This window comes from Erythrobacter tepidarius, from assembly GCF_002155695.1.
In the GTDB taxonomy this organism is placed as follows: domain Bacteria; phylum Pseudomonadota; class Alphaproteobacteria; order Sphingomonadales; family Sphingomonadaceae; genus Erythrobacter; species Erythrobacter tepidarius.
Genome location: NZ_MUYJ01000004.1, coordinates 186,578 through 203,636, shown reverse-complemented (window position 1 = coordinate 203,636; position 17,059 = coordinate 186,578). Strand labels below are relative to the sequence as shown.

15 protein-coding genes are annotated in these 17,059 nt (G+C 64.7%); 12 read left to right on the top strand and 3 right to left on the bottom strand.

The annotated features are described in order from the left end of the window. Window positions 1-68: 68 nt before the first annotated feature. Complete coding sequence (locus tag BZF61_RS05440) at window positions 69-743, top strand: hypothetical protein (RefSeq protein ID WP_245804517.1); 675 nt, start codon at window positions 69-71, stop codon at window positions 741-743. Between the two features lie 207 nt (window positions 744-950). Further along, on the top strand, window positions 951-3,398 hold the full coding sequence (locus BZF61_RS05435) for a TonB-dependent receptor (protein ID WP_158094065.1): 2,448 nt from the start codon (window positions 951-953) through the stop codon (window positions 3,396-3,398). A 74-nt stretch (window positions 3,399-3,472) separates the two neighbouring features. Here BZF61_RS05435 and BZF61_RS05430 read toward each other — a convergent pair whose 3' ends face one another. Both BZF61_RS05430 and BZF61_RS05425 read right to left on the bottom strand, forming a co-directional pair. After that, on the bottom strand, window positions 3,473-4,882 hold the full coding sequence (locus tag BZF61_RS05430; protein ID WP_158094064.1) for a flavin monoamine oxidase family protein: 1,410 nt from the start codon (window positions 4,880-4,882) through the stop codon (window positions 3,473-3,475). Then, entirely contained in the window at window positions 4,879-5,811 is a 933-nt protein-coding gene (locus BZF61_RS05425; protein ID WP_158094063.1) for a DUF1838 family protein, read from the bottom strand. Before BZF61_RS05425 ends, BZF61_RS05430 begins: the two co-directional genes overlap by 4 nt. Before the next feature lie 142 nt (window positions 5,812-5,953). On the opposite strand from BZF61_RS05425, the gene BZF61_RS05420 reads away from it, so the two are divergent. From BZF61_RS05420 to BZF61_RS05400, 5 genes are read left to right on the top strand one after another with little or no spacing between them, the layout of a single operon-like run. Then, window positions 5,954-6,778 (top strand): HpcH/HpaI aldolase/citrate lyase family protein, encoded by an 825-nt coding sequence (locus BZF61_RS05420; RefSeq protein WP_245804516.1) that lies wholly within the window; start codon window positions 5,954-5,956, stop codon window positions 6,776-6,778. Further along, window positions 6,771-7,280 (top strand): MaoC family dehydratase, encoded by a 510-nt coding sequence (locus tag BZF61_RS05415; protein WP_086617613.1) that lies wholly within the window; start codon window positions 6,771-6,773, stop codon window positions 7,278-7,280. Before BZF61_RS05420 ends, BZF61_RS05415 begins: the two co-directional genes overlap by 8 nt. 26 nt (window positions 7,281-7,306) lie before the next feature. Further along, a complete protein-coding gene (locus BZF61_RS05410) occupies window positions 7,307-8,494 on the top strand; it encodes an acyl-CoA dehydrogenase family protein (protein ID WP_086617612.1) in 1,188 nt (395 codons plus the stop codon). A gap of 14 nt (window positions 8,495-8,508) precedes the next feature. After that, window positions 8,509-9,738, top strand: coding sequence for a CaiB/BaiF CoA transferase family protein (locus BZF61_RS05405; RefSeq protein ID WP_086617611.1), 1,230 nt, complete (start codon window positions 8,509-8,511; stop codon window positions 9,736-9,738). Between the two features lie 29 nt (window positions 9,739-9,767). Then, the gene (locus tag BZF61_RS05400; protein WP_086617691.1) at window positions 9,768-10,868 is read left to right on the top strand and encodes a CaiB/BaiF CoA transferase family protein; all 1,101 of its coding nucleotides are present in this window, start codon (window positions 9,768-9,770) and stop codon (window positions 10,866-10,868) included. Between the two features lie 8 nt (window positions 10,869-10,876). On the opposite strand, the gene BZF61_RS05395 is transcribed toward BZF61_RS05400, so the two are convergent. After that, window positions 10,877-11,632, bottom strand: coding sequence for a GntR family transcriptional regulator (locus BZF61_RS05395; protein ID WP_245804515.1), 756 nt, complete (start codon window positions 11,630-11,632; stop codon window positions 10,877-10,879). A gap of 41 nt (window positions 11,633-11,673) precedes the next feature. Here BZF61_RS05395 and BZF61_RS05390 point away from each other — a divergent pair, with 41 nt between their 5' ends. From BZF61_RS05390 to BZF61_RS05370, 5 genes are read left to right on the top strand one after another with little or no spacing between them, the layout of a single operon-like run. Beyond that, window positions 11,674-12,903, top strand: coding sequence for an MmgE/PrpD family protein (locus tag BZF61_RS05390; protein ID WP_086617610.1), 1,230 nt, complete (start codon window positions 11,674-11,676; stop codon window positions 12,901-12,903). Then, window positions 12,900-14,198 carry an MmgE/PrpD family protein gene (locus tag BZF61_RS05385; RefSeq protein ID WP_086617609.1) on the top strand — a complete coding sequence of 433 codons (1,299 nt, stop codon included), beginning with the start codon at window positions 12,900-12,902 and terminating at the stop codon, window positions 14,196-14,198. The genes BZF61_RS05390 and BZF61_RS05385 overlap by 4 nt, the downstream gene beginning before the upstream one ends. Next, complete coding sequence (locus BZF61_RS05380; RefSeq protein WP_086617608.1) at window positions 14,198-15,577, top strand: phenylacetate--CoA ligase family protein; 1,380 nt, start codon at window positions 14,198-14,200, stop codon at window positions 15,575-15,577. The genes BZF61_RS05385 and BZF61_RS05380 overlap by 1 nt, the downstream gene beginning before the upstream one ends. Further along, window positions 15,574-16,746 (top strand): amidase, encoded by a 1,173-nt coding sequence (locus BZF61_RS05375; protein WP_086617607.1) that lies wholly within the window; start codon window positions 15,574-15,576, stop codon window positions 16,744-16,746. Before BZF61_RS05380 ends, BZF61_RS05375 begins: the two co-directional genes overlap by 4 nt. A gap of 3 nt (window positions 16,747-16,749) precedes the next feature. Further along, window positions 16,750-17,058, top strand: coding sequence for an REDY-like protein HapK (locus tag BZF61_RS05370; RefSeq protein ID WP_086617606.1), 309 nt, complete (start codon window positions 16,750-16,752; stop codon window positions 17,056-17,058). The last annotated feature ends 1 nt before the right edge of the window (window position 17,059 follow it).

Here is a 17,059-nt window from a genome sequence, read left to right as displayed (position 1 = left end):
TGGCACGAGAAATTGCGTGCAGCGTGCCTTTTGCGCAACAGTCTAACCGAAGGAACCCCGCCTTGGACATGTCTGGTCTCATCTACCCGATGCTCGTCTATGCGCATCTCCTGCTGTTCGTGCTCTGGCTTGGCGCAGATGTGGGCGTGTTCCTGCTCGGCCAGCATTTTCGCAAGCGGGACAAATGGTCGCTCGATCAACGCATCGCGCTGCTGACATTGCTGGTCGAGGTCGACATGGTGCCGCGCAGTGCATGGGCACTGATGGTGCCGCTGTCGCTGAGCGTGGTCGCTGCGGGCGGGTGGTGGGACGTGCCGACCTGGCTGCTCGCGGGTGCTTGGGCAGTTGGGTTGTTCTGGTTGTGGCTGGTGTGGGATTCCCATGCCCATGACCAGACCCCGCGTGCGGTGCGCAACCGCCGGATCGAGGGGGTGCTGCGCTGGGCCATCGGCGGTTTCTACCTATGGCTCGGCGTGCAGAGCCTTCTTGCGGGCGCGCCGCTGGCGCCTGAATGGCTGGCCACCAAGGCACTGCTGTTCGGCTGTATCTTCATCGCTGCTATCATGATCGACGTCACCTTCAAGCCGGTCGGCGGCCAGCTTGCTGCCGTGCTCACCGAAGGATCGAGCGATGCCACCGAAATCCCCCTGCGCCGCACCATGGATCGCACCCGCATCTGGGTGTGGACGGTCTATCTCCTGCTCCTCGTGACTGCGTTTCTGGGCAATGTGAAGCCGGGCTGAGCCTGTGGCTCAAGGTGCGGCAAGAATGGCACAGGTCTGCGCCGCAACGCGCTGTGCGCGCGCCATTGCTAAATTTGTCTGGACAAATTCCGGGGCCTTGGCAGAAATAACCGCGGGGAAATTTCGGGACGCCCGGTCGGGCGCATTTCCAGGGGAGAAGACAGGATCATGAAAAAGCTTGTTCGCAGCATCTTGTTGACAGCGACAATGCTGACGCCGAGCGCGCTGATGGCGCAGACCGTTGCCGAGGACGGGGGTGATAGCGAAAAGCGGGGGCCGGTTATCTCGGGCAACGAGATCGTCGTTACCGCGCGCAAGACCGAGGAACGGCTGCAGGAAGCGCCGCTCGCGGTCGCAGTGGTGACTGCCGACGGCATCGACCGGCTCGGCTTCAACAGCGTAACCGACCTCACGCGCGCCACCGCCGGCCTTGTCTTTGACGACAGTTTCGGGCGCGATGCCAACCGCCCGGTGATCCGTGGCCAAGCCAATATTCTCGGGGATTCGGGCGTCGCCTTCTTCATCGACGGGATCTATTTCAACGGCTCGATCGCTGATTACGACATCGATTCGATCGCCCGCATCGAAGTGGTGAAGGGGCCGCAGAGCGCGCTCTATGGTCGCAACACCTATTCGGGCGCGATCAACATCATCACCAAGTCGCCCGCAGACCGCTGGAGCGGGCGGTTGCAGGCCGACGTGTCCGAAGGCATGACGTATGACATCAGCGGCTCGGTGAGCGGGCCGCTGGCATCCGGTCTCGGCCTGATCGTCGGCGGGCGCTATTTCAAGAACGAGGGCTTCTTCACCAACCAGTTCGATGGCAGCCCGATCGGCGTGCAGGAAACAAGTTCTGGCTTCGCGATGCTCAAGTACGACGATGGCGGGGCGCTGCGCGTGAGCCTGCGCGGCAACTATACCCGCACCCGCGACGGCCAGCCTGCCATTTTCGCCACCGATGCCAATGACAATAACTGCCTGCCCGACAACGGCGGGCTCTATCGCGGGCAGCGACGCTATTTCTGCGGCGTCATCCGGCCGCGCCCCGTCAGCTCCGATTACTCCGAGCAGTTCGAAGGCGAGTTTGTCGGCAACGCGATCGACACGTGGAACGTCGGCCTCAATGTCAGCATCGACCTGACGGACAATCTGACGCTGACATCGCTTACCGGCTATAACAGCCGCGAAGCCGTGCAGCGCACCGACGGAGACTATTCGCCCAATCGTTTTCAAGGCGTGATTTTTGCCGGCTTCCCGCTGGGCGCCCCGCCCGCTTTCTTCGGCTTCGCCAGCTCTCAAACCGACTTCTCCTTCTCCAACCAGTCCGACCGGAGCGATTGGCAGCAGGAGCTGCGCCTGCAATACACCACCGATCGTGCGCGTTTCCTCCTTGGTGGGTTCTACTGGGAACAGGATAGCACCAGTGCGGATAACCGGAATCTGCCGCCCGGCGCGCAGGCCGAGGCCGATGCCAATATGCGCGCCGCGCGGCTGGCGTTCTGCGCCCAGGATCCGCGGTGCCGCGCCCCTGCGCCGTTCCCGCCCTTCAACGCCCTGGGCACGCTTTCGGAAAGCCGCAACAATTCGAAAGACGAAATCCGTAACCTTGCGGTGTTCGGCTCGGTCAGCTTCGACCTGACCGATGAGCTCTCGATCAGCGCCGAAGCCCGCTATCAGGAAGAACGCATCCGCACGCTGGCACAGACGGCAACGGTGGCGGCGGGCAATATCGGGCCTGCTGTTCGCGGCGAGGCGACCTTCCGTGAATTCTTGCCGCGGGTAACGCTCGACTATCAGGTTACCCCGGACAATCTGCTTTATGCCGTCTATGCCGAAGGGCAGAAGCCCGGCGGCTTCAACGGGCCGGCGGCGATCTCGGTGGGCCGCGCCACCTTTGGGGCCGAAGATGTAAAGTCCTACGAAATCGGCTCGAAAAATACCTTCTTCGACGGCGCGCTGCTGGTCAACCTTGCGCTGTTCCACAACCAGATCGAGGGCTATCAGCTGACGCAGCCGGTCGAGGTGATCAACCCGCCCGCTGCCCCCCAGCAGGTGAGCGCGATCAACAACGCCGGCGATGTTCGGATCAACGGCTTCGAGTTCGAGCTCGTCGCCCGGCCATCGCCCGAAATCACACTCACTGCGAATTACGCCTATGCCGACAGCCGCTTCCGCAGAGGCAGCGACGAAAATCAGGGCGTGCTCAACGACGTGGCGGATGATGGGCTTGTCAATTGCTCGACCGGCGATCAGCTGCCCAATATCCCCGGTTGCCAATCGCTGTTTGGCGACATCACCGGCAAGAGCCTGCCGCGTGCGCCCAATCACACGGTGTTCGTCGATCTCGATTATCGCCGCGATATCGGCAATTCGGGCTGGCAGGTTTTCGGGGGCATCAACGCCTATCTGCTCTCGAGCAGTTACGCGCAAGTCCACAATCTCGCCGAGACCGGAGACTCGGTGGTCTCCGATGTCCGCTTGGGCGCACAGAACGACAACCTCCGGCTGCAGTTCTATGTGCGCAACCTGTTCGACGAAACCACGGTCAATCAGCTGATCCGCTATGCCGATGCCAATCGCGACCTGCGCCGCAATTTCATCGCCGGATTGCGGCCGCCGCGTCGCTTCGGGGTCATCGCGGAGGTGCGCTTCTGACAGGCCATAGTGTGCTGGTCGGATGATCAGGGGCGGGGGCACAATGCTCCCGCCCCTTGATTTTTGCGCCCCTGTCAGATGCGTGCTAGCAGGCTTTGCGCGGCGGCCTCACCGCTTTCGACTGCGGCCTCCATCCCGCTTGCCGTGCGCCCGAAGTGTTCGCCGGCAAAATGCAGGCGCGCGCCCTGATGCGATATTGCCGCGGCAAGATCGCCGACCATGCCTGTCCCGATGTGGTGGTAGATGCCGCGCGCGCCCGGGGCCTTCTGCCAGCTGTGAAGGTGCAGCACACGCAGCTTTCCACGTGAGGAGGGGCGCATCGCGGCCAAGCGATCGACGATCATCCGTTCTGCATCCTGGGGCGCCAGCCGGTCGAGCAGATCGGCTCCCGCACCGGTGGTCCACAGCTTGAGCATCGGCGGTTCCGAGCCGAGCACGAAGACGCGCCCTATCAGCGGATCGTCCGTCCATAAGGTGTGCGGCAGTCCGTCAGCCTCCCAGAACGGCTCGCTGGCAAGGAGATAGGCGAAGCTTGCCCGGGTGTAGGGCAGCTCGGCGATCATCCGCGCCAGCGCGGGCGGCATCGCGCATTCCATCGGGATGTGGCGCAAGGCGGCAAGGGGTATGGTGCAGATGGCGTGGGCGGCGCGCAGCATGCCTTTGGCAAGGTACAAGGTCACGCCGTCCGGTTCCTCGCGCAGCGCACGGACGGTTTGGCCGAGACGCACGTCGCCGCGCAGGCTCCCCGCCATCGCCTCGGGCAGCCGCTGCGATCCGCCGGTGACGGTTGCCACCGGGCCGGGCTGGCTCGCGAAGATCGCGAACATCCGGGCCAAACCGATTTGCGACATGCCTGCAAGGCTGTTGCCGTTGAAATTGGCTGCGATCAGCCGCAGCGCCTCTTGGCTTGCCCCCGCTTGGCGCAAGGCTGCGAGCACGGAAATGTCGGACTCGGGCATCACGGCGCGCCAGGCGTCAGGGCCGGCAAGTCGCGTAAAGGCACGGGCATAGTGGCGCAGCAGTGCGGCCGGTTCGACATGGCGCTCGGATTCGGCAAGCCGGTTGCCGGGGCTGGTCGGCCATTCTTGAGGCGTGGCCGTCACGCTGTTGACGACGTAGAGATTGCCCGGCGCATCGGCGATCCCGGCTCCCGCGCCGCCGCCGCTGGCAAGTGCGACGCCAACTTCATCCGCGATCTTGCGCAGCCGGGTGTAACCTGCGCCGATCTGGATGCCGCCCGCCTCCGGCGCACCGGGCAAGTGCCTGAGGGTATGAAGCCGCCCGCCGATCCGTTTCTCGCCCTCGAGCACGACCACCCGCAGCCCTGCCGCCTCGCAGGCCCGCGCGGCCGCAAGCCCGGCAAGTCCGGCGCCGATGATCGCCACATCGGCCTCGGTCTTGCCGCGGGCCAGTGCGGGTGCCGCCCCTGCCAGAATTGCGGCGCTGCCTCCGGCTAGGAACGTGCGCCGCGAGGCCGCGATCAATGGCCTGCCTCTTTCTTGCCGCCGGTTGCCGCAGCTTCGCGGGCGCGGTCGGTGAGCAGTTTGAACTTGGTCCAGGTGGTTTCATTCGGGCGCATATCGTTCTTGGGCGGCGCATCCTGATAGATCGGGTAATTGGCCCGGATCTCGTTCTTGAGCACCGCCGGCAGTTCCTCGAACCCGCCGGGCAGCTTGCGGCCCATCGCGTTGAACACCATCTGTCCCGGACGGCTGCCCATCTTCATCCAAGGTGCCCAGCCCGAAATCCGCACCCAGCTGACCGTGGGATAGGCGGTCGGAGTGGTGCTATCGAACAGATCGCGTTTGAGCGCGGCGAAGTCGAAGATCTCCATCGCGTGATATTCGCCGCCGATATACTCCTGATAGTCGCCCGCCAGCGGGTTCGGATAGAACAGCGGCGCTTCGAACGGCATGAACACGAAGGGGCCGGCATCGCGCATGTTGTCCAGCGTGAGCGGCTTGCCATCGGCGCTGACCGGGAAATTCGGGCGGCCATTGACCGGATCATTGTGGATATGCATCACGTCCACGGTCTCGCCGGTGTAGGGATTTTCCCATTTTCTGAGCACTTCGCCGGTCTTGGGATCAAGCATCAGCATGACTTCGCGACTGATCAGCCGCCACCCCTTGCCACGCACCGGGTCATTGACTTCGACGCAGCGCCGGATGTTCATGCCTTCGCCTTTGAACAGCAGCTTGTCCCGGATCCCGGGGCTGCGGCCATAGATGTTGCCCGACCAGTGATAGACCGCCGGCTGATCCTCCGACACGCCGCATTGCAGGCGCTTGGAGATTTCCAGCGCGTCCTGTGGGTTTGCCGGGTCGAGTGTGCGTGCCCCGGCCGGCACGTTCGCCAGCATGGCGCAGGCGGCCAGACCTGTAGCCAGAAGACCGAATTTTCCCGATGTCATCATTTCCCTCCACACCAGCGGCATAATTGGCCGTTGTCCGGACAATCGAACAATTCCTCCTTGACTTTAGATTTGTCCGGACAAATTGTGAAGCCTCAATTCTGACGGGTGCCATCCACGTCAAAAGGACCATGAAGCAATCGTGTTTGTCGCTGCCAGCCTGCTGTTCGTTCCCGGATCGCGCCCCGATCGCTTTGCCAAGGCGCGTGCCGCCGGGGCGGGACTGACGGTCATCGACCTCGAGGATGCAGTCGCCGCTGCCGATAAGGACAGCGCGCGCGCCGCCGCGCTCAATCAGGTGCGCGATGCACCGGGAGGCTGGGCAATCCGCATCAACGCGGTGCGCACAGCGTCAGGGATTCGCGATCTGGCCGCATTGATCGATGCGCCGGTCCTGCCCGAGGTGTTGCTGGTGCCGATGGTCGAGGATGCGGGCGACCTAGCGGTCGTCGCAGGCGCGCTGGGGGAGAAGTGTCCATCGCTGATCCCGCTCATCGAAACGCCGCAGGGCTTGCGCCATGCGCTCGCCATTGCCGGGCATGCGCGCGTGTCGGCGGTGATGTTTGGCGGGGGCGATTTTTCCGGTGAACTGGGTGTGGAACTGTCCTGGGAGCCGCTGCTCGCTGCGCGGCAGCAGCTTGTGCTGGCCTGCGCCGAGGCGAGGAAACCCGCAATCGACGTGCCCTTCACCAGGCTCGAGGATGCAGCTGGTCTCGCCGCGGAAGCGGCGCGCGCCCGCGCGATCGGCTTTTTTGCCAAGGCGGCGATCCATCCCGCGCAGCTGCCTGCCATCCACGCCGCATTCCTGCCCTCGCAGGACGAGCTTGCTGAAGCGCGCGAGGCGCTGGCCGCCTATGAGGCTGGCGGCGGGCGCGCGATCCGGTTCCGTGGCCGGATGCTCGAAGCGCCATTCATCATCCGTTATCGCGCGCTGCTGGCGCGCCACGAGGAGCTTAGCAATGCGTGATTCTTACATAGAAGTATCCCCTGGCCGCTTTCGCGAGGTGCAGGGGCGCTATTTCGAGGATTTTGTCGTAGGCCACATCTATGAACATCGCCCCGGCCGCACCATCACCGATGCCGACAATGTGTGGTTCACGCTGCTGACGATGAACACCCATCCGGCGCATTTCGATTACGAGCTGTCCAAGCACACCGAATTCGGCAAGCCGCTGGTGGTGAGCCCGCTCACGATCGCACTGATGACCGGGATGAGCGTGTCCGATACCAGCGGCAAGGCGATCGCCAATCTCGGCTGGGACGAGGTGCGCATGACGAAGCCGTTGTTCGTCGGGGACACGCTCTATTGCGAGAGCGAGGTGCTCGAAAAGCGCGAGAGCAAGAGCCGGCCGGAACAGGGGATCGTCACCATCAAGACCATCGCCAAGAACCAGCACGGGGATATCGTCGCTCATTTCAAACGCACCGTGCTGGTGTGGAAGCGCGGTTTTGGCGCGCTCGACAACTAATCAGACAGACCGCAAGGATCATACTCATGGCCACTGCCGCAGCTATCGCGAACCAGACCCGCAGCATCGATCCGGACGAGGAGCGCGCCTTCATGGACGCAATCGACCGCTGGCTCGAACGCGAGGTCATTCCGGTGATAAAGCATCACGATCACAATGATCTGTGGCCTGCGGAACTGGTCGAACAGATGGCCGAGATGGGCCTTTTCGGTGCGACCATCGGGCGGGAATATGGCGGTCTCGGCCTGCCCGCGACGACCTATGCCAAGATCGTGATGCGCATTTCCAGCTATTGGATGGCGATCACCGGGATCTTCAATTCGCATCTCATTATGGCCGCTGCGGTCGAGCGGTTCGGCACGGCGCAGCAGAAGGCCAAGTGGCTCCCCAAGTTTGCCACCGGGGAGATTCGGGGTGGGCTGGCGCTGACCGAGCCGAATGCCGGCACCGACCTTCAGGCGATCCGTACCGTGGCGCGCAAGGATGAGAACGGGGACTATATCCTCAATGGCACCAAGACCTGGATTTCCAATGCGCTGAACGGCCAATGTTTCGCGCTGCTGGCCAAGACCGATCCGGCTGCCGAACCGCGCTACAAGGGCATGAGCCTGTTCATCGCCGACAAGCGCGAGGGGCTTACCACCGGCAAGAAGTTCGACAAGCTCGGCTACAAGTCGATCGACAGTGCCGAACTCATCATGCAAGACTACCGGATCCCCGCCGACCAGCTGATCGGCGGTGTCGAGGGGCAGGGGTTTTTCCAGGCGACCGGCGGCCTCGAACTCGGCCGCATCAATGTCGCCGCGCGCGGGGTCGGACTGGCTGAAGGCAGCCTGCGCCTCGCCACCGAATACGCCCAGCAACGCTACACCATGGGTAAGCCGATTGCCGAGCATCAGGCAATCCAGTTGAAGCTCGGTGAGATGGTCACCCGTGCGCGTGCCGCCCGCTTGCTGACCCTCGATGCCTCGGAGGCCTACGACCGGGGCGAGCGCTGTGACAAGGAGGCGGGGATGGCCAAGTATTTTGCCAGCGAAGCCGCGGTCGAAAACAGTCAGGAAGCGATGCGCATCTACGGCGGCTATTCCTATTCCAAGGAATATGACATCGAACGCTATTATCGCGACAGCCTGCTGATGTGCATCGGTGAAGGCACCAACGAGATGCAGCGGATTATCATCGCCAAGCAGCACCTCAAGGAAAATCCGGCCTGAGCAGGAAGCGCGCGATGGAACCGGCAAGAGACCTTCCGCTCCGGGGCTTCCGGATCATCAGTGCCGAGCAATATGGCGCCGGGCCATACGGCACGATGTTCCTCGCCCAGATGGGCGCCGAGGTCATCAAGATCGAGCCTCCCGGCAAGGCCGGGCCCGATGGCCAGCGGCACGGTGGCGGCGACACCGCGCGCGCGGTCGGACCGCATTTCCTGCGGCCGGGTGAAAGCGTCTATTTCCAGGCCTTCAACCTCAACAAGCGGTCGCTCACGCTCGATCTCGGCACCGACGCAGGCCAGGAAGTATTGCATCGGCTGGTTGCATCGAGCCATGCGGCTGCCAACAATCTGCGCGGCGATCTGCCCGCGCGGCTGGGGCTTGATTACGCTGCGCTTGGCAAGATCAATCCGGCGATTGTCTGCGCCCATCTGTCCGCCTACGGGCGGGACAATGCGCGCGCCAAGTGGCCGGGTTACGACTATCTGATGCAGGCCGAGGCGGGCTATTGTGAGTTGACCGGAGAACCCGGCGGCGAACCGCAGCGGATGGGCCTGTCGATGGTCGATTTCATCACCGGCACGATATTTTGCATCGGCTTGCTGGGTGCGCTGCTCGATGCGCAGCGCAGCGGCTTGGGGCGCGATGTCGATACCGACCTGCTCTCAGCGGCGGTGCATCAGACGAGCTATCCCGCGCTGTGGTACATGAACAATCGCGACGAGACGCAACGCACGCCGCGCAGCGCGCACCCCACCGCCACTCCCAGCCAGATGTTCCGCGCCGCGGACGGCTGGATGTTCGTGATGTGTCAGTTGCCCAAGTTCTGGGACATCCTCGTCACCCGCATCGGGCGCGAAGACCTCCTTGCCGATCCGCGCTTTGCGACCAATGCCGACCGGCTGGCGCATCGCGACCTGCTGACCAGCGTGCTCGACGAGGAATTCGTCAAGCACCCGATGGCCTATTGGCAGGAGCTGCTCGGCGGGCATGTGCCGGTTGCCCCCGTCTACAAACTGGGCGCGGCGCTCGACAATCCCTGGCTCGAGGAGATCGGGATGCGCGATACCATCGCGCATCCCGATGCGCCGGAATTGCAGGTTCTCAAAAGCCCCATCAAATTTGACGGCAAACGCCTGCCCAATCGGGCCGCGCCGCTGTTAGGGGCCGATAGCGAGGATATTCTCGCCGGGCTCGGATACGATCCTGACGAGATCGCCCGCCTGCGCGCGGGCGGTATCGTTTGAAGCGCGAAACGGAGGGCCAAGGCAGCGCGATGGGCAAGCTCAGCGGCATTCGGGTGATCGATCTCTCGCAGTTCCTGCCCGGACCGATGCTGACCGTGATGATGGCCGATCAGGGTGCCGAGGTCATCAAGGTCGAGCCGGAGGCGGGCGATCCGGCGCGCGCCCAAGCGCCGTTCGACACCTATGACGGCGCGCAGCATTCGGTGTGGTTCGCCAATCTCAACCGCGGCAAGAAAAGCGTGGTGCTCGATCTCAAGAGCGAGGCGGGCAAGGCGTCCTTGCGCGAACTGGTCGCCGGAGCCGATGTCTTCGTCGAAAGCTTCCGTCCCGGGGTGATGGCGCGGCTGGGATTCGATTACGAAAGCGTCAAGGCGATCCGGCCGGATATTGTCTATTGCTCGATCTCCGCCTTCGGCCAGCATGGCGCGCTTTCGCATCATCCCGCGCACGACATGGCGGTACAGGCGCTCGCCGGATTTCTCTCGGTCAATGACGGGCCGGACGGCACGCCGGTGGTGCCGGGTGCGCCGAGCGCCGATCTGGCCGCGGGCCTGACCGGGCTTTCGGCGGTGCTGATGGCGCTGGTCGGGCGCGAGCGGTCCGGCGAGGGCGCCTATATCGACTGCGCGATGTTCGACAGCCTGCTGCCATGGTGCGTGCACACCGCCGGCAGCGCGATTGCAGGTGGGCCGGCCCCGCGCTCGTCGGAACAGCGCAGCCTCGGCGGGGCGGCGTTCTATCAGGTCTATCGCACCGCCGATGACGCCCATGTCGTGCTCGGCGGGCGCGAGTTGAAGTTCGCGCGCAACCTGCTTGAGGCACTGGGCCGGATGGACCTCTATCCCCTCGCCGATGCCCCTGCCGGCCAGCAAGGCGAGCTCATGGCTTTCCTGCGGGAAACTTTTGTCACCCGCACCCGCGCGGAATGGGTGGAATGGTTCGCAGACAAGGACGTCGCTTTCGCCCCCGTGCTCGATTTCCGTGAAGCGCTTGATGCGCCCCACATCGCCGAGCGCGGCCTGCTGGTCGCGGGCGAGGGCGGGGGCCGGCATATCGCCCCTGCCATCCGCTTTGCCGGTGAGGACTGGGCGCCGGGCCGGGTACCGGGGCTGGGGAAAGGCAGCGAATGACCTGCGGCCTAAGCCTCGACGTCGATATGCATTGCGTAGGCGAAACGGTCACCCGGGTGGTAGCTCACCGAGATCTCGAAGATCCGGCCATTGGGATCGAAATAGCACCGCAGGATGCGCAACACCGGGCTGCCTTCCTCGACCTCCAGCTCGCGGGCGATCCGCGCGTCGGCGGCGATCGCCTGAATGTCCTGCGTGACCTTGCCGATCTGGACACCGGCAAGCTGTTCGATCTGGCTGAACAGCGTGCCTGCCCCGAGATCGAGCGCAGCCACAGCATCCCCGAGATGTTCGTGGAAATAGGCGTCGGTCACTGCGATCGGCAGCACATCGCCCGCGTGACGGCGCACGCCGCTGAAGGCAATCCATTCACCCTGCGTCGGTTCGGCGAGTTGCACCGCAATGTCGCCGGGCAGATTGCCGCGGCCCACGAAGGCATAGGTCACCTTGCTGCCTTGCGCATATTGCAGCAGCTCGCCGACATTGGACAGCGGCTGGTGCAGCGCGCCGCCGCGGGCGGCCGCAGGCTGGACCGTCGTGCCCGACCCGCGCCGGCGCTGGATCAGCCCCTCCGCTTCCAGCCGCCGCAGCGCCTCGCGGATGGTGTAGCGGCTGACGTCGTATTTGCGGCAAAGCACGGTTTCGGTCGGAAACTGCCGCCCGCTCGCAAACTCGCCCTGCATGATCGCTTGACGCAATTCGCCTGCCAACTGCAGGTAGCGCGGGATGCGCTGCGGCTTTGCCTCTTGGGCTTCAGTGGCCACGATAAGCTCCAATTCTCCAATGGTCTGGCAGGCGGTGCGCGATGAGCGAACCACTGCTGACCCAACTTGGCAAAAGGTTAGCGCGCCCGGTGACAAAAGGCGAGCGCCAGCGTGCGCGGCTGCATCTGCTCGACTGGCTGGCCTGCGTTGCGGGCGCGCGGCAGAGCCAAGCAGCGGCGCTAGGAGCGAAGATTTCTCCCCACGGCTGGGAGCGGGCGAGCTACCTTGGCAACGTGCTGGAGATGGACGATGTCCACCGCACGGCACTGCTCCACCCCGGTCCGGTGGTGTGGCCCGCGGCCCTGAGCATGGCATCGCGGGATATGGATGCGCGGCTCGATGCCGCCGTGCGCGGCTACGAGGCCATGATCGCGATCGGCGCAGCCTGCGATGCGCATCACTATGCGCGATGGCACCCGACCGCGACCATGGGGGGTTTCGGCGCGGCGGCGGCGGTCGGCTCACTGATTGGTTTTGCCGCAGTCGATTATGCCCACGCGCTCGCCAATGCCGGATCGGTCGCGGGTGGGCTTTGGCACATGCGTCACGCACCCGGAGTGCTGACCAAGCAGTGGCACATCCATCACGCGGTGCGCACGGGTCGCGATGCGGCTATCCACGTGCATCATGGCGCGACCGGAGCTTTGGCATTGCTGGAAGGGCCGCAAGGCCTGTTTGCGGCGATGACACAGACGCCCGGCGAGATTGCGGGCCGCGATGGCGGATGGCTGATCCATCAAGTCAGCTTCAAGCCCTTCGCTGCCTGCCGCCATGCCCATCCCGCCATCGACGCGGCGATGGAGCTGCGTGCCCAGGGCCGACTTGATCCACCTTTCAAGGTCGAAACCTACGCCGATGCGCTGACCTTCTGCGACCGGGCCGATCCCCAAAACGAACTAGAGGCGAAGTTCTCGCTCCAGCACGCCGTCGCGGTGGTGGCGGACGGGCGCAAGGCCGAGCCGGAAGACTTCACCCCACAGGCCATTGCCGCGCTTGCGCCTTTGCGCGCGCTGGTGCGCGTCGCCGAGGATCCGGGCTTCACCGCCCGTTACCCCGGCCATTTCGGTGCGCGGGTCAATGGGCTGGAGCTGCACGACACGCTGGGTGATCCCGAGCGGCCAGTAAGCGAGGAACACATCGTCGCCAAGATGCACACGCTCGCGCGCTGGGGCAGTCTGGCCGCGGGCGAGGCGGAACGCGCGGTTCGGCTGGCGCTGGAGAGCGATGACGGCGCGGCGATCGACGCCCTGCTGGAGGCTTGGACCGGGTGAACGCGACCAGCGCGATGCTCGATTTCGCCGCGGCCGACCACCGGCTTCCCGCGCCTGTGCGCGCCGACACCCTGCGGCTGATCGCCGACACCTTGGCTGGCGGCGTTGCGGGAGCGCAGTCACCCGAGGCGCAGAAGCTGAAAAGCGCTGCCCGGGCCTTTGGCACCGATCCCCGTGCGCGCTTGCTGTGCGGCGGGAAGGCGCCTGCGGCGGCAGCGGCCTTCTTCAACGGATTTGCGATCCATTGCCTCGAATGGGACCCCGTTCACGAAGGCGCGGTCGTTCACGCGCTCTCGGTGGTGAGTGCGGCGGTGATGGCGCAGGCGCATGACAAGGGCGGGGCTGAGGAAGACCACGTTCTTGCCGCCATCGCTGTCGGGGTCGATATTGCCAGCGGGCTGGGCCTGGCGGCAACCGGGCCAATGGCCTTTTTCCGCCCGGCAACAGCAGGGGTGATCGGCGCGGCCTTGGCGGCAGCGCGGCTTGCCCATATTCCCGCCGACCGGTTTGCCGATGTGATGGGCCTTGCCTATTCCTTCGCCAGCGGAACGATGCAGGCCCATGTCGAGGCATCGATCGCGCTGCCCCTCCAGATCGCCAATGCCGCGCGCGCAGCGATCACGGCGGTGGCGCTGGTCGAGAGCGGGATGAGCGGCCCGCATGACGTGCTCGAAGGGGCTTTCGGCTATTCCCGCCTGATCGAGCCGCTCGACCTGTCACGCTATACCGCCGATCTCGGCAAGGTCTGGCGAATCAGCGAGGTCGCGATCAAGCCGTTCCCTTCGGGCCGGGCGAGCCACGGCGCGCTCGGCGAACTCGAGGCGCTTTACCGCGAAGGCCTGCGGCTCTGCGATGTGGCGCGCATCGAACTTTACGCGCCCCCGCTGATCGAGCGGCTCGTCGGGCGGCCCTATCGTGCCGACATGACCCCTGCCTATGCCCGGCTGTGTCTCGCAATCCTCGCGCCGTTGATGCTCCGCGACGGGGTGATCGACCCCGATTTGTTCAATCGCGACGCGCTCCATGCGCCCGAGTTGGTGGCGCTGGCCAGCAAGATTGTGGTGAGCCACGATGGCAACCCCGACAGCAATGCGATGGCGCCGCAGCGGCTGGTCGTCACCCGGCGTGATGGCGGCGTGATCGAGCGCGTGATCCCCGCCAATCTCGGCAGTCCTGCCGCGCCAATGAGCCCCGCCCAGTCCGCCGCCAAGTATGATTTGTGCCGCAGGCTGGCCGGCCCCGCCGCCGATCCGCGCATCTTCGATGATCCCCTTTTGTACATGGCGAATCCCTGATGACCTATCCGACCTATTTCGAAGCCTTCGACCACCAGCAGATCCTCGCCGATTACCCCATCGGCGAAGCCTTCACCGCGCGCTATGCGGGCATGAGCCGCGATGAATTGTACGCGCTTCAGGACGCGCAGTTCCGGCGGCTGATGGTGCGCGGCTGGCAGGTGCCGTTCTACCAGCGCCTGTGGGGCGCCAAAGGGATCGAGCCGGGCGACATTCGCGGGCTGGAGGACATCACCAAGCTCCCTGTCTATGATAAGAGCGACCTGATGGCCTCGATTGCCGAGCATCCCCCCTTTGGCGATTTTCACGGCATGGGCGCGCCCGAGACCCGCGCGCCGAGCATCTTCCACACCACCAGCGGCACCACCGGCAAGCCGCAGACGCTGATCTTCGGCCCCAAGGGACGCGAGGTCGGCAATCTGCTAGTGGGTCGCATGTATCGCTGGATGGGGCTCCAGCCGACCGATGTCGTCCACTCGGTCTATGGACACGGGATGATCAACGGCGGGCACTATATCCGCGAGGCGGTTACGCACTTCACCAATTCGGTGTTCCTCTCGGCGGGGACGGGAATCGAGACCCGCTCGGTCAATCAGGTGCGCCTGATGGCGGAATTTGGCGTCACCGTGATCGTCGGCTTCGTCGACTACATCAGGAAACTGGCCGAGACTGCCGAAGCCGAAGGGCTGTTCGACAAGATCGACATCCGCATGATCATCGGCCATCTCGGCACCGAAGATCGCGCTTCGACCGAGGCCGCATGGCACGGTGCGAAGGCCTATGACTGGTATGGTGTGGGCGATACCGGCAGCATCGCAGGCGAGGGGCCGGAGCGTGACGGCATGTATGTCTGGGAAGACGCGCAATATCTCGAATTGCTCGATATCGACACCGGCCAGCCAGTGGCGCGGGGCGAGACCGGCGATATGGTTGTGACCTGCCTCTACAAGGACGACGTTGCCCCCTGCATCCGCTTCAACACCCACGACATCACCCACGAACTGGACGGTCGCGGGGAGATCGTGTTCAAGCGCATCGCCGGGTTCAAGGGCCGCAGTGACAATATGGTCAAACTGCGCGGGATCAATGTCTTTCCCCATGCGATCGGGGCCATCATCGAGAACCGACCCGATCTGACAGGCGAATACGTCTGCTATCTGGAACGCGATGCGAACCAGAGAGACCACATGACCGTAACGCTCGAAAGCAGGGGCGGAAGCGATCCGCGCGAGCTTGCCGAACTGCTACGCCGCGGGCTTGGCGTGGAGGTCGAGGTGGCGCTGGTGGAGCCGGGCGCAACCGCCGCTGCGACCGAGATCGACACCCGCCAGAAGCCCTTGCGGCTGATCGACAAACGCGGGCTGCGAGAGCGCGGATGATCGATTTCGACGCCCTCGAACAGGCCAACGCCCCGGTCAACGCCTTCAGCGACTTCGATCGCTCGGCTACCTTCGGCGAGGGGCCGCTTGCCGGAATGACCATCGGGGTCAAGGCCAATATCGCGGTTGCTGGGATGCCTTGGCACGCCGGGCTTGCTGCCTTCAAGAACCGTCTGGCAGAGCGTGACGCTGACACGGTGGCGCTGCTCAGGCAGGCCGGAGCAGCGATCATCGGCGTGCTCAACATGGAGGAAGGGGCGCTCGGCGCCAAGAGCAACAACCCCCATTTCGGCCCGGTTCAAAATCCGCACCGCCTGGGCTATTCGCCCGGCGGATCCTCCGGCGGCAGCGGGGCGGCGGTGGCGGCGGGGCTGTGCGACGCAGCATTGGGCACCGACACCATGGGCTCGGTGCGCATCCCGGCAAGCCATTGCGGCGTCTATGGCTTCAAGCCCGCCACCGCAAGCGTCAGTCAAGAGGGGCTGGAGCCGGCCGACCTTTCGCTTGATGCCATTGGTCCACTGGCGCGCGATCTTGACGTGCTGGAGGAGGTGGCGCGGGTGATCTCGGACTTCGGTGATGATCCGCTGGAGGGAACGGGTGCGACCTTGGATAGGCATGGGGTTGATCTGCATCCGGAAGTCGCCCGCTCTTTCGCCGCGGCGCGCGCTGCGCTGCCGGTGCCGCCCGCGTCAGTTGCACTGACGCACCCGCAATCGCGCATCCGCTTTGCCGGGTTCATCGGCGTGTCGCGCGCGATGGCGGCGCACCTGCGCGGGGTTGCTACCTCCGACAAGCTGGCGAAGTTGCTCGGCTACGGTCCACGCCGCAGCCTTGCCGACTGGGCCGAGGATCGCGCGATCCTCGCCCGCACGCGTGCCGAAGTGCTGGCGCTGGTCGCGGAGCATGGCTTCCTGATTCTGCCGACCGTGCCCAATCCGCCATTCCCGCACAGCGATCCTGAACCGCCTGCACAGGCCGATTTCACCTGCCTTGCGAATATCGCCGGTCTTCCAGCCATCAGCATACCGGCGGGATGGACCGCCGACGGGTTGCCGATCGGGGTTCAACTGGTGGGCAACGCCGGCGCAGAAAGCAGCCTGTTCGCGCTCGCGCGCCAACTCGACGAGAATCTGCGGGCCTATCGCCCGCCCAGCCAGGGAGCCTGACCGATGCGCATCATCTGCCTGTTCAATCTGAAGCCCGATGCCAGCATTGCCGAATACGAGGAATGGGCAAAGACCCGCGACATTCCGACTGTGAACGGCCTTGGCTCGGTCACCTCCTTCACCGTCCACAAGGCCACGGGCGTGTTCGGCGATGATGCCGCCACCCCCGCCTATCAGTATATCGAGATCATCGACATCACCGGCATGGATGCCTTCATTGCCGACATCTCGACCACGGATTTCCAGGCTGCCGCGGCACCCTTCCAGGGCTTTGCCGACGCGCCGCAATTCATCCTGACCGAGGATCTGTAAG

Bases quoted from the DNA above. Each gene is read 5' to 3' on its own strand.
- BZF61_RS05375 (WP_086617607.1), top strand. From the start codon at position 15,574: ATGATCGATTTCGACGCCCTCGAACAGGCCAACGCCCCGGTCAACGCC.
- BZF61_RS05415 (WP_086617613.1), top strand. From the start codon at position 6,771: ATGCGTGATTCTTACATAGAAGTATCCCCTGGCCGCTTTCGCGAGGTG.
- BZF61_RS05380 (WP_086617608.1), top strand. From the start codon at position 14,198: ATGACCTATCCGACCTATTTCGAAGCCTTCGACCACCAGCAGATCCTC.
- BZF61_RS05390 (WP_086617610.1), top strand. From the start codon at position 11,674: ATGAGCGAACCACTGCTGACCCAACTTGGCAAAAGGTTAGCGCGCCCG.
- BZF61_RS05435 (WP_158094065.1), top strand. From the start codon at position 951: ATGCTGACGCCGAGCGCGCTGATGGCGCAGACCGTTGCCGAGGACGGG.
- BZF61_RS05405 (WP_086617611.1), top strand. From the start codon at position 8,509: ATGGAACCGGCAAGAGACCTTCCGCTCCGGGGCTTCCGGATCATCAGT.
- BZF61_RS05400 (WP_086617691.1), top strand. From the start codon at position 9,768: ATGGGCAAGCTCAGCGGCATTCGGGTGATCGATCTCTCGCAGTTCCTG.
- BZF61_RS05410 (WP_086617612.1), top strand. From the start codon at position 7,307: ATGGCCACTGCCGCAGCTATCGCGAACCAGACCCGCAGCATCGATCCG.
- BZF61_RS05440 (WP_245804517.1), top strand. From the start codon at position 69: ATGTCTGGTCTCATCTACCCGATGCTCGTCTATGCGCATCTCCTGCTG.
- BZF61_RS05425 (WP_158094063.1), bottom strand. From the start codon at position 5,811: ATGACATCGGGAAAATTCGGTCTTCTGGCTACAGGTCTGGCCGCCTGC.
- BZF61_RS05370 (WP_086617606.1), top strand. From the start codon at position 16,750: ATGCGCATCATCTGCCTGTTCAATCTGAAGCCCGATGCCAGCATTGCC.